Here is a 16,123-nt window from a genome sequence, read left to right as displayed (position 1 = left end):
AACTTGAACCCTCCTTTTATTTAGTCCACTTTTTTTGTAATTGGTGCAAAAGCTGTCAACAGACGCTTAATCCCTTGTTCTTTGAAAGCAATATCAAGTTCAGCATCCGAACCTGATCCTGAAACTTTAACGATTGTCCCAGTACCCCAAGCTTTATGTTCCACTTTTTCACCAATACGCCAAACAACTGCATCAGCACCTGTACCATTATCACGTTCAACGGTTTTAGCAGGTCGACGGTATGTTGTCGCCGTCGCACGTTGATTGGAATACGATGAATTACGAGATGGTGCTGCCGTTTGATTATCTAATTCAAGTAATGACTCATCTATTTCACCAATGAAACGTGAAGCTTGATTACTTTGACGACGACCATACAACATTCTTGAAAAAGCATTTGTTAAATATAATTTGCGTTCAGCACGAGTAATTCCGACATATGCTAAACGACGTTCTTCCTCAAGTTGATCATCTTCTAACATGGCACGAGAAAGAGGGAATATGCCTTCTTCCAATCCCATTAAAAAGATAACTGGAAATTCAAGTCCTTTAGCGGCATGTAATGTCATCAATGTGACTTCTTCAGGTTCTTCTTCAATATCATCTTGTGCAGAAACTAGTGCTAAATCAGCTAAGAAATCAACATAACGGTCACTATCATCTTCTTCAGCTTCCCAACGATCATCAAATTGCTGAGTTACAGACAAGAATTCTTCAACGTTTTCAAGTCGCGTTTCATTTTCAATCGTTTTCGTCTTTTTCAAATTAGCTTCATAACCTGATTGTTTTAAAATTTCTTTTGTTAACTCGGTCACATTCAAGAACTCACGCATTTTTTGTAATCCACGAATCATTGTGGCAAATTCTTGTAATGATTTTTCAGCTTTACCAGAAATATTAGCAAGCGCTGAGTTTTCAGCACCTTCAAGCATTGTCCAATTATTCATATCTGAAAATTCACGTAATTTGTCCACACTACTTGCACCGATACCGCGTTTTGGGACATTTACAATACGATCAAAACTCATTGAATCTTGATCATTAGCAATTAAACGAATGTAGCCTAAGATATCTCGAATTTCCAATCGCTCGTAGAATTTGTGTCCACCAACCATTTTGTAAGGAACGCTTGATTTTAAGAATGTCTCTTCAATCACACGAGACTGTGCATTCGTTCGATATAAAATGGCGAAATCACCGTAATTTAAGTGATTATCTTTAATTTGTTCTTGAATTTTTTCAACCACATAATGTGATTCATCATTTTCACTTTGGCCACGGTAGTAAGAAATTTTCTCACCATCTTTATTATCAGTCCAAAGACTCTTATCACTGCGGTTCGTATTATTATCAATAACTGCATTGGCAGCATTCAGAATTGTTTTCGTTGAACGATAGTTTTGTTCCAACTTAACAACATCAGCATCAGGATAATCTTTTTCAAAATTCATAATGTTATCCATGTTTGCCCCACGCCAACCGTAAATACTTTGGTCAGCATCCCCGACGACGCAGAGATTTTTGAAACGTTCAGCTAACATGTTTACTAAGGTATATTGTGCTTCATTAGTATCCTGATATTCATCCACATGGATATATTGAAATTTATTTTGATAAAAAGCCAATGTTTCAGGCTTTTCTTTAAATAAACGGATAGTTAACATAATTAAATCATCGAAATCAACTGCTTGATTTGAGCGTAACTCTTTTTGATATGCCGTATAAACTTTAGCTACCATTTGTTCGAACATACTTGCAGCACGTTCTGCGTATTCTTTTTCTGTTAATAAATCATTTTTTGCATTTGAAATTGCTCCTAAAACGGTTCTTGGGTCAAATTTTTGTGGATCAATATTTTGTTCTTTTAAAATACGTTTTACTAAAGTCTTTTGTTCACCTGGGTCGGCAATTGTAAATGCACGATTATAACCAATTTGGTCAATATCACGTCGCAAAATACGAACACAAAGTGCATGGAATGTTGAAACCCAAACATCTTCTGCCCCTTTGTTAAGTAATTTATTAACACGTTCGCGCATCTCTTTTGATGCTTTATTTGTAAATGTGATTGCTAATACGTTCCATGGATTGATACCTTTTTCTTCAATTAAGTAAGCAACGCGATGCGTTAATACTCGCGTTTTACCACTTCCAGCTCCAGCCATAATTAAGAGTGGTCCCTCTGTTTTTAGGACAGCTTCTTTTTGTTTGTTATTCATTCCGTTCAATAAGCTTTCAGTAGTCAAATTAATCAATCCTCTCTATAAATCAGTCATTATTTATTATAGCAAAAAAACGCCTTAACTTCTTTAATTTTTATGAATATATGTCTCAACTTGTTCATAAAAAAAGACGAACCGATTCAAAACGATTCATCCTTCTAATTTCATTTAATTTGTTGTTTCTTTTTTATCCCAAATGCCTGTATCTTCAATTTGATTCAATGCTTCACGAACTGAATCTGACTGAACCAAAATATGCCCAGCACGATCTAATTTATGATTTTCAGGGTAACGATAAAAATGGTAATACCAATTATTTTTAAGAACCCACTGTGTCTTTAAATCGGCACGTTCTTCTTCTTTTAATGACACCATAACAGTTGGTGCAAGGAATTTCACTTTTGATAGTGGCAATCCACAAATGGCACGTAAATGCTGTTCATACATGCTAACGTTTGTTGCTTTATCAAAAACATACCCTGATTGATGCATAGCGGGCACGACACGTTTAACATAAATTGCACCTGATTTAGTTACAAAGTAGCCAATTTCTAATGCGCCAGTGTAGTCTAGATTTTCCGCAACTTTAATGGCAATTTTATGCATTTCAGCAGAAATTTCTGTATCTAAGTTAGCTGGTACGATTGATTCGTGTAATCGATGATCACGATATTTATTTTCAACAGCTGGGAAAAAATTAATTTCCTTACCATTTTTGATAAGAACCATTGAGATTTCTTGTTCATAAGGAATCCATGATTCTAAAATATAGGTGCCACGTTCAACCAAGTACGCCGCATCTGAAATATCAGTTTGCGTATTGAGAACACTCTGGTAACTTTTACCAAACCCTTTTTGGATTGGTTTTAAAACGCTGGGATACCCAATTGAAAGTACAGAATTATACACATCTTCTAATGATACAATTGTTTCAAAAGGTGGAATATTAATATTTAATTGTTCAAAAAAAGCTCTTTCCAACAAGCGGTCTTGCATAATTTCTAATGCATTATACTTTTGTGGCACATAAGTATATTTTGAAATATATTCAATCACTTCTGAATTAACGTGTTCAGATTCATACGTCACAATATCTGTTCGTTCAGCGAATTCTTTCAATTTATCCTTATCATTCATCTTACCTACAACAGAATAATCTGCTAATTGAAGTGTCTCACTAACTTCATTTTGACTGTATGCTGCGATTTTAAACCCTAAATTTCTTGCAGCCATAGCCAACATTGCACCCGTTGGACTATCTCCGATTATTCCCAATGTACTTCCAGGAAAGATAACTTTTTTTTCCACTATATATTCACTACTTTCTACTTTTGCTTTATACCCTTAATCATACTGTTATCCCGCGGGGCAATCAAGTTTTAACAACCATAATTTAACAATTTTATAAGAAAATAAAAAAGAGCACATTTTGCGCTCTTTTCGTTAATTTAATCTTCAAAATGAACTTGATCACCATCAAATGATGAAATTTTAGCAAGTGATTCTAAACGTACGCCACGTTCATGAATTAATTCGGCACCTTTTTGGAATGATTTTTCAATTACAATTCCAATTCCAGCAATTTCTGCCTTAGCTTCGTCACAAATTTGGAAGAGTCCTTCAGCTGCTTGGCCATTTGCCAAGAAGTCATCAATGATTAAAACACGATCGTTTTCACCTAAAAACTTGTTGGCAACGGCAATTGTATTTTCAACTTTCTTTGTGTACGAGTAAACAGAAGCAGAATATAAATCATTTTGCATCGTAACGCTCTTATTTTTACGTGCGAAGACAACAGGAACATGAAATTGTAACCCAACGAATACTGCTGGGGCAATACCTGATGATTCAACTGTTAAAATTTTAGTAATTTTTTCATTTTTGAATAATTCAGCAAATTCCACACCCATTGCTAACATTAAATCAGGATCAACTTGGTGATTTAAAAATTGATCGACCTTCAATACATCTCCTGGTAATACAATACCATCTTGCATAATTCTGTCTTCTAAAAGTTTCACGTGGGGTACGCTCCTCTTGCTATTTATATTTTTTTGGGTATAAAAATAGCTTTTTCACTTCGGTATAAGTAAAAAAGCTACATTCCGGTTTTGAATGACTTAAGAATAACATAATATAAGGGTAATTTCAATTTGAATCTACTCATTTATCGTTATTATACTTGACATTAATCCCGTTTATTTATCATATTTATCTAAATGATATTGTTTAATGATATCTGTTAATTTTGTACTATAATCATTATCTGTTGCGTACCCATCAACTACTAAAGCTGCTGCTGCATCTTCGTAAGTTGCTGCAGAAAGAACGTCAGCAAATTGTGTTTTATTCCATGTATTTCCATTAGCTAATAATTTCGAATGAGACATAATTGCTTCGTCCCAATCTTTGAAGACGATAAATTTAGCCGTAACCGTCTTCCATGTGCCATCTTTTTCTTGTTCTTTAGTTTTGAAATCTTTTGCACGTGCGCCCGTTCCTTTAATTCCAAATAGGTTATTGTAGTCTTTAGCTAAAGAACTCGTTCCCCAATCAGATTCTAAGATAGCTTGTGCAATTGTAATACTAGAAAAGACTTTATATTTTTTTTGCATTTTTTGTGCTTCAGGTGCTACTTTCTTAATAAATGCTTGTTTTTTAGCTTCTGCTGCTGCTTTTTTTGCTGATTCACTTGCTTCAATTTTTGAGGTTGATAATGACGTCGCAATAGATTCATCTCGAGCAACATTCTTTTTATGAACGTTCATTGAAACAACGACTGTAATAATACCAAGAATTAAAATTAAAACAACAATATTCGCAACTTGAATTTTACCGTTCTTTACAAAAATCCCCCGACCATTTTTCTTTTTCATTAGTACACCCGTCCCTATACATTTAATTGTTTCACTTATTTTACCCTAATTCTATATCTATTACCATCGTATTTTTTCTCTTTTTATTAAATTTCTGTTAAGCTTGAGCTATCTTAAATGAGACAGGAGAACATAATGACAAAAAATTTAAATTGGGGAATTATTGGACTTGGTAACATCGCTCACAGCTTTACAACTTACTTTGATCAACCATTTGGTGAAATCTATGCCGCTGGCTCAAGAAACTTAGAAAAAGCGCAAACTTTTGCTAACGAATTTAATATTCCACATGCCTATGGTAACTATGAAGACTTATTAGCTGATGATGAAATTGACATCGTTTACATTGCGACACCTCACAACTACCATATCGACACAATCTTGGCTGCACTTAAAGCTGGCAAGCACGTCTTAAGTGAAAAAGCAATCACCATGACTAGTGATGAACTTAAACAAGCAACTGATTTAGCTGAAGAAAAAGGCTTGATTTTACAAGAAGCAATGACTATTTATCATATGCCACTTTATAAAAAAATTATTGAAGTAGCTGAAGAAAAAAAATTAGGCAAACTAAAAATGGTCCAAGCCTCATTTGGTAGTTTTAAAGATCCTGATCCAACAAATCGTTTCTTCAATCCTGATTTAGCTGGTGGCGCATTATTAGATATCGGTGTTTATGCATTAGCCTTTGTCCGTCAATTCATGACAGCCACACCAGAAATCACAGGTTCAGCAATGAATTTATTCGAATCAGGTGTTGACGAATCTGAAACGATTAGTTTACAAAATGCCAATAATGAACTCGCAACTGTTGCCTTAACATTCAGAGCTAAAATGCCTAAAATGGGTATTATTGCTTATGAAGGTGGTTACTTTACTGTTTACGATTATCCTCGAGCTAATAAAGCTGCTCTTGTATTATCTGATGGAACAGCTACAGAAATCACTGCCGGCCATACAAAACAAGCCATGAATTATGAAATTAAAGATGTTCAAGATATGGTTTTGGGTAATTTAAATCCTAAACCATTCTTAGAAAAAACAACAGATGTTATGTCAATAATGACACAAGCTCGTGAACAATGGGGCTTTAAATATCCTTTTGAAAAATAAGCTTCATCTGAAAAGTTATCACTAGAAATTGTTGATAACTTTTTTTAATTCCATGCTACACTAAAAGAAAAAGAGTTGGAGTTAATTTTATGAAACGAAAGAAACGTTATATTCAGAATCGAACACGTAATTATCTAATTGGACTTGCTGTCATTTTAGTTGTCTCCCTTTTCAGCGGAAAATTACCTAGTACTGTAAAAGATTTGCTACAAACAAATGGCAATTCAACTTCAGTCAATGTTAAAAATGGGACAGGAACAGCAAATACTAGTTCTATTAATAGTAGCAAGGCCATTAATGGAATTGTGGATAATGGTGCGCCAACCTTTTCAAAAAGTGATCTTGCAGATAATGCCAATGGTTGGATAAAATACGGCGCTCTTGACTCTCTTGGCCGTGCTACTCAGGCCAATGCTCTTTTAGTTAAAGCTTTAGAATCTAGAGGGTCATCAGCAGATTCTTCAATTCGACCAACTGGTTTTGTGTCAGGGCTGTCACCTTATTTTCATTCCCGTGGACATTTAATCGGTCGACAACTTGGTGGTAGTGGTGATAAAAAAGAAAATTTAGCAACATTATATCAAAACCCTGTTAACACACCCTACATGACCAAGTATGAAAACGCAGTTCGTGCAGCAGTTGATAAAGGAGATCATGTCCGTTATCAGGTAACACCAATTTTTTCTGGTAAGTCACTTTTCCCTAAAGCAATTCAAATGCAAGGTAAAAGTACAACTTCTTGGGGCAATATTAAATTTAATGTTACTATTTTGAATAAACGTTAATTCAAAGGAGTGTGTTATTCATGTTCACAGAATTAAAAAGTCAACTGATAGATTCAGCACCACAAACGCTACAACAATTATTACTTAATTCAAATATCCGTCAGACAAATGATGGCTATTTACAATTTCCTGGCAGCTCACTTCAAACACAATTTTTAGAAACAATGAACTTCTTAAAAACACCTGATACTATCTCTTTGAACTGGGATGACGTTTGTATCTTAGGTCAGACAATTGATGGTGATTATCTAGCAGGTGATCACTATTCAACAACCTTTTTTATTCCTAGTAGTCTGCTAGCAGATGATACTGAAATTCATCATATGCCTATAATCGACGCATTAATTGCACTAGAAAATGGAACATTAGATTCTAAAATTATTTCTAAATTCAACTAAAAAAAGTTATTAACAGCGAAATATCATTCGTTGTTAATAACTTTTTTATTTTTACCTATTAGCATCGTGTATTTTGTTCTCTAACTTTTCCGAACTATTTTTTGTAAAGGTCTTGCTATCAATGGCGCAACAATCCCTGCTAAAATCATCTCTGGAATACCGTTTGTGACAACTAGTCCCATAATATATGGTAATAATTGTGCCATATCAACTTTATAAAAATTAGCTGCTTGCCCATGATATAAAAGATAGATAAGGCCTAAAACTAAAACCGTATTAACCAATGAACCAAAAACAGAGGCAATAATCATGGCTAACGTTTTGTTTTTCCACCATTTATATAAAAAGTAAAAAATGACTGCTGTCACAATTCCAATTAAAATTCTTGGCACAATTGCTATAAGTGGATTTGTAAAAACAATGGGTGCAAGTGGACTAGTTGGCGACACAAACGCCCTGATAAATGTGATTAATCCCCAGACACCACCGATAAATGCACCATCTTTCCAGCCAAACACTAAAGCAGCAACAATCACCGTGATATGAATGGTTGTGATGCTTAAGGGGCCAACAGGGATGTAACCAAATAATGGCACAAAATTTTGAACAATAATGATTGAAATAAATAACGCCAAAATACTCATATGATATGTTTTATTATTAGTTTTCATCTACTTACTCCTACAAATTTAATCATTTCACTTCCGTTCCCTTATTATAACCGATTTAACGATTGTTACCATTTAATATGCAAAAAAATAGAACGTCACTAATTATAGAGGTAATCAGTGACGTTCTATTTTAAATAAATTTTATATTACATGAATGAGATAAGGGTCGTTAAAACAGGAACAACAATGATGAACAAGATTGTACTTGTTGTAACAATGTTTGTTGCGTATTTAACGTCTCCATGTGCTTCATTAGCTAAGATTGGTAATACGGCTAACATTGGTGTAGCTGATTGAACAATCAAAGTTTTTTGTAATAATGGTGCTAAATCTGCACCAGTTAAATGTGTACCTAAAAGAATAACAGCGATTAAAATGATTGGTGATAAAATAAAACGTCCAAGTAATGCAACGACTGTATCACGATCAAATCTGATACTCTTCAAACCGGCTTTAGCTAACACAATACCAATATAGATTAATGATAATGGTGTAACTAATCCACCAACATAACCTAATGTTTGGCTAATAAAATCAGGAACTGGAATTGCAAGAACCAAGAAGATTAATGCAACGATGAACCCAACAAGTGGCATTGGGATTACTTTAGCCCAGTTAATTTTCTTTTTCGTTTTATCTGATTTGTCTTTTGTTGGATCATCATTTGAAATTAAGAAAACACCAAATGCCCATGTTGAAACTGTATTAATAATATAGTAAACAAGGAAATATGAGATACTCTTATCGCCAAACAACGCAATATTTAAAGGTAAACCAATGAAAATTGTATTTGCATTAACAACGGCATTCATGAAGATACCACGACGACCAGGTTTGATGTTCAAGATATGAACAAGTGCCCATGCAATTAAGTAACCGATAATAACAGCAATTGCTGGGTAGAGTAAACTACCTGACAATGCAGCTAATTGATCACGTTTTAAATATTTTAAAACAGAAACGAAAATTGAAGCTGGTAAAGCAATTTTTGTAATTAATGATGAGATATTGCCACCAAATGAATCAGCGAACCAACCTTTAACTTGTAAAATGTATCCAAGTACCATCATCAAAACAACAACTAGAACACTTTGAATTGATTGGAAAAATACCATAATTAATTGTCCTTCTCTCTACGCTTTTTTTAGTATTTAGGTGTCCATTTCATATCTGAGACAGCCTTTTTAACATCTGTAATTGCTTCTTTGTTTAATTTTTGGTCAACAACACTTTGGGCAACTACTTCAGCAATTGTTTGTGAGAATTCTGCTAAATGTGTTACTGGTGGTAATACGGCAGCACCAACGGCTGTAGTATCAACGATTCCACCTAAAGCATGACTAGCTTGTGATAAGATTTCGCCATTAACTCTTGAAGATGTTGAAGCGATAATCCCAAATCCAAGACCTGGGTACATAAGTGCGTTGTTTGCTTGACCAATTTGGTAAGTAACACCTTTGTAATCAACATTATCAGCTGGAATACCAGTAGCAACTAAAGCTTTACCATCAGTCCATGCAATCAAATCTTCAGCCTTAGCTTCTGCTAATTTTGTAGGGTTTGATAATGGGAAGATGATTGGACGTTCAACATGTGAAGCCATGTCTTGAACAATTTCTTTTGTAAATGTACCAGGTTGTGTAGATGTACCAATCATAACAGTTGGTTGAACAGCTTTAACAACAGCTTCTAAAGAAGTTAATTCATCAGCATTAGCAAATTCTGAACGTTTATGCGTAAATTCTTTTTGGCCAGGTGTTAAGTCTTCTGTATCATCAAATAACAATCCTTGTTTATCAACTAAGAAGAAACGTTTGCGAGCATCTTCTTCTGAAACACCAGCGCGTTTCATTTCGTCCATAATTTGGTTAGCAATTCCGACACCAGCAGTACCAGCACCATAAGTAATAACTGTTTGGTCAACAATTGAACCTTTAGTGATACTTAGAGCACCTAAGATACCAGCTAAAACAACAATCCCTGTACCTTGGATATCATCATTAAATGTTGTGATTTCGTTTTGATATTTTTCAAGAATATTAGCAGCATTTGAACGGCCAAAATCTTCCCAATGTAATAACAATTCTGGGAACAAGTTCTTTGTACTTTGGACAAAGCCATCAACGAAGTCATAGTATTTGTCACCAGTTACACGTTCATGTTTGTTACCAAGGTATAATGGATCATTCAATAATGTTTCATTATTTGTTCCAGCATCAATAGAAACTGGTAAAACTTGTGAAGGATCAATTCCAGCAGCAGCTGTATAAACCATTAATTTACCAATTGCGATATCAACACCGTTGACACCCCAATCGCCCATACCTAAAATACCTTCAGCATCTGTCACAACGACTAAACGAATGTCACGTCCTGCAGCAGCATTTTTTAATGTTGCTTCGATATCTTCTGGATGATCAATTGATAAGAATGCAGCGTTTTGTGGATTTACATAAATTTCGTTGTATTCTTCGATTGAATCAGCAACAACTGGATCATAAACAACTGGCATAAATTCAGCCACATGTTGTCCCATTAAGTAGAAAAATAGTGTACGGTTTTCATTGAATAATTCCATTAAGAAATGGCGTTTTTCAAGACCAGTTTCTTTACTTAAATATTGTGCGTAGTTTTGTGTTGCTTGTTCTTCAATTGTTTGAACTTTAGCTGGTAACATACCAATAAGTCCTAATTCACGACGTTCTTCCATTGTAAATGCTGTACCTTTATTTACAAATGGGTTATTTAACATATCTTGTGCTTTTGTCATCATTAATTCCTCCATTATTTTTTTATATTTTATTTTCTCTTTAACTTACAAGAGCAAGAATACACCCCTTTAAAAATTATAGTCAAACATGTGTTATACTATAAATATTATTTATATGAGGATTATAAACGTTGATTTAGAGGAGATTATAATGAACATTCGAGATTTAGAATATTATCAACAAATAATTAATTTGAGAAATTTTTCAAAAGTTGCTCATTTTTTTTCAGTTAGTCAACCAACAATCACAACTGCAATGAAACGCTTAGAAACTGAATTAGACACAAATCTGATTATTCGTGATCAATCACATCATCAAGTTTCTTTTACACCAAGTGGTGAACAATTCGCTGAACATGTTAATATTATTCTCAAAGAATTAACAATTGCTAACCAAGAAATTAACCAACTTAAAAATGAGCACGTTCGATTTGGATTACCACCTATTATAGGAACGTACTATTTTCCGCAAATTGTCAGCAATTTATTTAATTCAGGTCTGATTAATCATCTAGATACAGTTGAGAACGGTTCCCAAGCCCTACTTCTTCAGTTAATAAACGGATCATTAGATATGGCTTTATTAGGTTCCGTTAAACCAATAGAAGATGACCGCTTAATTGCCAGAAATTTTGCATCTAAACACTTCAAGATTATCGTTAGCAAACATCATCCACTTGCTTCAAGAGAATCCGTTAAATTTTCTGAACTTCGAAATGAAAAATTTATTATGCAAAATGAGGGTTTTGTTCATCCAATCGCTTTTAAAGAGTTAACAACAAAAAATCATTTCAAACCAAAGATTATCTATACAACAAGTGACAGTCAGATTATTAAAAAAATGGTTACCGAAAATGTTGGTATTGGTTTTTTAACAGAACTAGCATTGGATGCTGCAGATGATTTAGTCTCACTCCCCTTATCGGAATTAGATCAACCTAAATTTTTAATGTCACTCGTTTATCGTACAAGTCATATTTTAACGCCTACACAAGCAAAATTAATTGACGTTTTAATTGATCCTTCTATCTAATAAGAGAATAACTTATACCTTAAATATAAAGGTATAAGTTATTCTTTTTATTATTTATAGCACCGCTTGACTAAATATCATTGACTAAAGAAACGTATGTTCGTATAATTGGATATATGTTAAGGAGGTTTCCTCGAATGTACAATTATAGTAACGAACCTAGAAAAGTCATCTTTATGATTGATTCAAAATCTTTCTATGCTTCTGTCGAATCAGTTGCACGCGGTCTTAATCCATTACGCTCTATTCTCGTTGTTATGTCTACAGCAAAGAATACAGGTAGCGGGTTAGTACTAGCTGCTAGCCCTATGGCTAAGAAAATATTTGGTATCACAAACGTATCACGAGCTACTGATGTTCCAATTCATGATAAACGTTTAGTTGTTGCCCAACCCAGAATGAATCTTTACATAGAAGAGAACTTAAAAATCAATAAGCTATTTCAACAATTTGCCTCAAATGACGATATTCACCCATACTCTATCGATGAGTCAATTATTGATATGACGACTAGTTGGAAACTTTTCGGAAATAGTCCCTATGAAGTTGCTCGTAAAATTCAACTTGCGGTCAAAGGGGAAACAGGAATTTATACAACCGTTGGTATTGGTGATAATCCACTTCTTGCTAAATTAGCTCTGGATATTGAAGCAAAACATAACCATAGTTTAATTGCTGAATGGCATTATGAAGACGTCCCCGATAAGTTATGGCCAATAACACAACTTGACGATATCTGGTCAATTGGATCTAAAACTGCCGAAAAATTACAAAAAAATCATATCAATTCAATGAACGATTTAGCTCACTTCAACCCATATGAATTAAAAAACAAATTTGGCGTAATTGGTAGCCAATTATTTGCGTTTTCTTGGGGAATTGATCGTTCAATCATTCATGATAAATATACCCCCAAGGAAAAATCCTATGGTAATAGCCAAGTCTTACCAAAAGACTATGTTATCCAATCTGAAATTGAAGTCGTTATTCGTGAAATTGCAGAACAAGTAGCAGCACGATTACGTTCTCATCACAAAGTGGCTACTGTCATTAATTTAGGCATTGGATTTTCTTTAGCCGAAACGACAGATTCTGGAAAAAGATATTCAGGCTTTGGTAGTTCATTAAAAATTGATTCAACAAATAGTAATGCCCAAATCACAAAATATGCCATCGACCTATTTCGAAAAAAATGGCGTCATGAAGCTCTAAGACATATTAGTATTTCGTGTGGCAAATTAGTTGACGATAATAGTCAACAATTAGACATGTTTGACACTAATAATACGGAACAAAAGAATCACAACTTGGACAATACCATTGACATCATACGAAAAAAATATGGTTTTAAATCGATCGTAAAACTTTCCAGTAAGTCTGAAGGTGCAACAGCTATTTATCGCGCTGGGTTAGTCGGTGGCCATGCTGGGGGTAATACCTATGAGTAAAACAACTGATGTTGATGCAAATTTGATAAATCAATTTTTAAAATATGATTATCACGATCGCGGTATGATGAAATGGCAAGGATTCTATTTAAGCGACCATACATCGGCTCGAACAAAAAAATTAAACGAAGAGACACGAAAACAGAAATTAACACATGACATTAAGATGAATGATACTAAAATTGCAGAAGTAATCAATTTGGCAATCATTAAATCCACCCCTGTCACTGTTGATCTCACTAATAAAAATTTGGATGATACACTTTTAGAACCTATACAGGGACTCATTAATGGCTGGTATGAAGATAATATAATTATCAATCATATCACCGTTAAAATTAATGATATTCATGCAATATCATTAAGCCAAATGACTAATGGAGAAGGTAGAAGAAGTATATAAGTAGATAACTTCTACTTACTATACTTCTTCTACCTTTTTTGTTTGATTAATTATAAAAAAACCTCCAGTATTGGATTGGTCCAATACTGGAGGTTCACTTTACTATTTTTTTTATTAAGCTTCTGGTAAATCTAATGTTTCGATTTTTGAATCTAACACTGGAGCATCGTCAGCTTTTTTAACTTTTTTAGTTGTTTTCTTTGGTGCTGCTGATTCTTCCTTAACTTCTTTAGCAGGTTCTTCATCGGGTGCAAATAATTTTGCACGAACTTCTTGGTCCATATCATGTAACATATCAGGTTTTTGTTCCAAAATATTAACGACATTTGGTTTACCTTGACCTAAACGTTCGCCATGGTATGAGAACCATGACCCAGCTTTTTCAGCAATACCATTTTCAACAGCAAGATCTAAGATATCAGCAGTAGCTGAGATACCTGACCCGTACATCATATTTAATTCAGCAATCTTAAATGGTGGTGCTACCTTGTTTTTAACAACTTTAATAGTTGTTTCATTACCAATGACATCCGTACCATCTTTAATTTGTCCACGGCGACGAACATCTAAGCGAATTGTTGCGTAGAATTTTAAGGCACGGCCACCTGGTGTTGTTTCAGGGCTACCGAACATGACACCAACTTTTTCACGTAATTGATTAATAAAAATAACAGTTGTTCTTGTTTTGTTGATTGAACCAGCCAATTTACGGAGAGCTTGTGACATCATACGAGCTTGTAACCCAACATGAGCGTCACCCATTTCGCCTTCAATTTCTGCACGAGGAACTAAAGCTGCAACTGAATCGATAACGACAAGATCAACGGCACCACTGGATACCAAAGCATCTGCAATTTCTAATCCTTGTTCACCAGTATCTGGCTGTGATAATAGTAATCCATCAATATCAACACCTAATGCTGTTGCATATGCGGGATCCATGGCATTTTCAGCATCGATATAAGCAACTGTACCACCATTTTTTTGGACTTCTGCTGTTGCATGAAGTGCAATTGTTGTTTTACCAGAACTTTCTGGTCCGTATATTTCAACAATACGGCCTTTAGGAAAACCACCAACTCCCAATGCGTAATCCAATGATAAAATCCCAGTTGAAGTAACATCAATCTTCGTGTCAGCTTTGTCCCCCATCTTCATGATGGCACCTTGTCCGAATTCTTTTGTAATTGCTGATAACGCTTTTTCTAGTGCTGCTTCGCGTTCTTTACCGTCTTTTCTTTTGCCGTCTCCGGTTGCAATACTTCTGTTAGCCATAGTTAGTAACCATCCTCTCAATAGTAGAACATCTGTTCGTTTCCATTTACTTATCATACCTCATTAAAATTTATATCGCAAGCGTTAAATCATCTTTACCGAAAATAAAAAGAACGATGCAATTATCGTTCTTACTAGGTATCGATGTATTCAATTATACTGCATGCTCATTAATTAAGTACGCCATTTTCTTAAATAATTTCTATTTATTTAACTTATTCCATCGATTCAATCTGACTAATTGTCTCTTTTAAAACGCGTCTGAACGTTGCAAGATCCTGCCCTGTAACTTGCGTTTCCAATTTACTTTCCAATTGATTCCAAAAGTCACTATTAAAAGTTGTTAGACCTTTATACTTATCCGTAACAGATAAGTGAACAACTCGTTTATCTGTTATATCAGCCTTTTTTTCCACTAATCCTAATGTGATTAATTTTTTCAAATGGTAATTCGTATTTGGCGTTGATTGATTCAACAATTTTGAAACGCGTCCAATTGTTGGACTGTTCAACTGTTCGATCGCATTTAGATAATAAGTATCAATTGTCCCCAATTGTTTAATGTTCATTAGTCCATCTTGTTTCCCATACAAGCTCAACAACTGATTTAATTTGTTGAAAGTCCCACTTAACTCAATCATTTTGACCCTCCTAGTTATAGATCGCCTTAGTTCCCACCCAAAATAAAGCAAAAAATTATTGATTTCTAATACATAAATGTTTATTTGACTTATTATAATGTAAAAAGAGGCGTATACACAAGTAATACGTCCCCGATTTTAATAAAAATATGTTATCACTGAAAACGTTTAACTACCTGTAACTGTTGAACCTTGCCAGCTAAGCATTCCGCCATATACATCAACAACATCATAACCTTTTTCAAATAGGATATCTGCAGCTTGTGCACTACGACGTCCTGATCGACAAATAATATATGCTTTACCTGTTAATTCATAATCGTCAACTTCATCTAACGGAATATTAATTGACCCAGGAATATGGCCTTCAGCAAACTCGTCATCTTCTCGAACATCAATAATCTGTGGCTTTTGTGCTAATAATAGGTCAAGTTCCGTAGTCGTAATTGTTGGAATATCATCTTCAAAGTTCATTTAGTTACCCTCTT

The 16,123-nt window shown here is 34.4% G+C and carries 16 protein-coding genes; 6 read left to right on the top strand and 10 right to left on the bottom strand.

The annotated features are described in order from the left end of the window. Positions 1-20 precede the first annotated feature (20 nt). The 4 genes from pcrA to AC1RPR_RS04155 all read right to left on the bottom strand — a co-directional run bounded on the left by pcrA (position 21) and on the right by AC1RPR_RS04155 (position 5,098). The gene (gene pcrA / locus AC1RPR_RS04170) at positions 21-2,246 is read right to left on the bottom strand and encodes a DNA helicase PcrA (protein ID WP_481761574.1); all 2,226 of its coding nucleotides are present in this window, start codon (positions 2,244-2,246) and stop codon (positions 21-23) included. 144 nt (positions 2,247-2,390) lie between these two features. Then, positions 2,391-3,530 carry a 5-(carboxyamino)imidazole ribonucleotide synthase gene (locus AC1RPR_RS04165; RefSeq protein WP_481761575.1) on the bottom strand — a complete coding sequence of 380 codons (1,140 nt, stop codon included), beginning with the start codon at positions 3,528-3,530 and terminating at the stop codon, positions 2,391-2,393. Positions 3,531-3,670: 140 nt separating this feature from the next. Continuing rightward, positions 3,671-4,243: a xanthine phosphoribosyltransferase gene (locus AC1RPR_RS04160; RefSeq protein WP_409022073.1), complete on the bottom strand. Its 573-nt coding sequence runs from the start codon at positions 4,241-4,243 to the stop codon at positions 3,671-3,673. Positions 4,244-4,420: 177 nt separating this feature from the next. After that, positions 4,421-5,098 carry a glycoside hydrolase family 73 protein gene (locus tag AC1RPR_RS04155; protein ID WP_481761576.1) on the bottom strand — a complete coding sequence of 226 codons (678 nt, stop codon included), beginning with the start codon at positions 5,096-5,098 and terminating at the stop codon, positions 4,421-4,423. 135 nt (positions 5,099-5,233) lie between these two features. Between AC1RPR_RS04155 and AC1RPR_RS04150 the strand changes: the two genes are divergently transcribed. From AC1RPR_RS04150 to AC1RPR_RS04140, 3 genes are all read left to right on the top strand, one after another. After that, positions 5,234-6,211, top strand: coding sequence for a Gfo/Idh/MocA family protein (locus AC1RPR_RS04150; protein WP_481761577.1), 978 nt, complete (start codon positions 5,234-5,236; stop codon positions 6,209-6,211). Between the two features lie 89 nt (positions 6,212-6,300). Continuing rightward, positions 6,301-6,996, top strand: a complete 696-nt coding sequence (locus AC1RPR_RS04145) for a DNA/RNA non-specific endonuclease (RefSeq protein WP_481761578.1) — start codon at positions 6,301-6,303, stop codon at positions 6,994-6,996. A gap of 20 nt (positions 6,997-7,016) precedes the next feature. Continuing rightward, entirely contained in the window at positions 7,017-7,394 is a 378-nt protein-coding gene (locus tag AC1RPR_RS04140; RefSeq protein WP_481761579.1) for a hypothetical protein, read from the top strand. Positions 7,395-7,474: 80 nt separating this feature from the next. Here the strand turns inward: AC1RPR_RS04140 and AC1RPR_RS04135 are convergent, their stop codons facing one another. The 3 genes from AC1RPR_RS04135 to AC1RPR_RS04125 form a co-directional block, all read right to left on the bottom strand. After that, positions 7,475-8,065: an ECF transporter S component gene (locus AC1RPR_RS04135; RefSeq protein WP_409022067.1), complete on the bottom strand. Its 591-nt coding sequence runs from the start codon at positions 8,063-8,065 to the stop codon at positions 7,475-7,477. A gap of 146 nt (positions 8,066-8,211) precedes the next feature. Further along, positions 8,212-9,180, bottom strand: coding sequence for an AEC family transporter (locus tag AC1RPR_RS04130; RefSeq protein ID WP_409022066.1), 969 nt, complete (start codon positions 9,178-9,180; stop codon positions 8,212-8,214). Between the two features lie 29 nt (positions 9,181-9,209). Continuing rightward, positions 9,210-10,850: a malolactic enzyme gene (locus AC1RPR_RS04125; RefSeq protein ID WP_481761580.1), complete on the bottom strand. Its 1,641-nt coding sequence runs from the start codon at positions 10,848-10,850 to the stop codon at positions 9,210-9,212. A gap of 136 nt (positions 10,851-10,986) precedes the next feature. Between AC1RPR_RS04125 and AC1RPR_RS04120 the strand changes: the two genes are divergently transcribed. The 3 genes from AC1RPR_RS04120 to AC1RPR_RS04110 all read left to right on the top strand — a co-directional run bounded on the left by AC1RPR_RS04120 (position 10,987) and on the right by AC1RPR_RS04110 (position 13,719). Then, the gene (locus AC1RPR_RS04120) at positions 10,987-11,868 is read left to right on the top strand and encodes a LysR family transcriptional regulator (RefSeq protein WP_481761581.1); all 882 of its coding nucleotides are present in this window, start codon (positions 10,987-10,989) and stop codon (positions 11,866-11,868) included. A gap of 137 nt (positions 11,869-12,005) precedes the next feature. Then, positions 12,006-13,316 (top strand): Y-family DNA polymerase, encoded by a 1,311-nt coding sequence (locus tag AC1RPR_RS04115; RefSeq protein ID WP_481761582.1) that lies wholly within the window; start codon positions 12,006-12,008, stop codon positions 13,314-13,316. After that, the gene (locus AC1RPR_RS04110) at positions 13,309-13,719 is read left to right on the top strand and encodes a hypothetical protein (RefSeq protein WP_481761583.1); all 411 of its coding nucleotides are present in this window, start codon (positions 13,309-13,311) and stop codon (positions 13,717-13,719) included. Before AC1RPR_RS04115 ends, AC1RPR_RS04110 begins: the two co-directional genes overlap by 8 nt. A gap of 114 nt (positions 13,720-13,833) precedes the next feature. On the opposite strand, the gene recA is transcribed toward AC1RPR_RS04110, so the two are convergent. The 3 genes from recA to AC1RPR_RS04095 all read right to left on the bottom strand — a co-directional run bounded on the left by recA (position 13,834) and on the right by AC1RPR_RS04095 (position 16,109). Further along, positions 13,834-14,994 carry a recombinase RecA gene (gene recA, locus AC1RPR_RS04105; protein ID WP_481761584.1) on the bottom strand — a complete coding sequence of 387 codons (1,161 nt, stop codon included), beginning with the start codon at positions 14,992-14,994 and terminating at the stop codon, positions 13,834-13,836. A gap of 215 nt (positions 14,995-15,209) precedes the next feature. After that, a complete protein-coding gene (locus AC1RPR_RS04100; protein ID WP_409022061.1) occupies positions 15,210-15,635 on the bottom strand; it encodes a MarR family winged helix-turn-helix transcriptional regulator in 426 nt (141 codons plus the stop codon). 168 nt (positions 15,636-15,803) lie between these two features. Further along, entirely contained in the window at positions 15,804-16,109 is a 306-nt protein-coding gene (locus tag AC1RPR_RS04095; RefSeq protein ID WP_481761585.1) for a rhodanese-like domain-containing protein, read from the bottom strand. Positions 16,110-16,123: the final 14 nt, after the last annotated feature.

The organism is Dellaglioa sp. CoH-57-MRSF-22, assembly GCF_056781895.1.
Note: the sequence above shows the minus strand (reverse complement) of the source record. Positions and strands in the feature narration are given on the sequence as shown.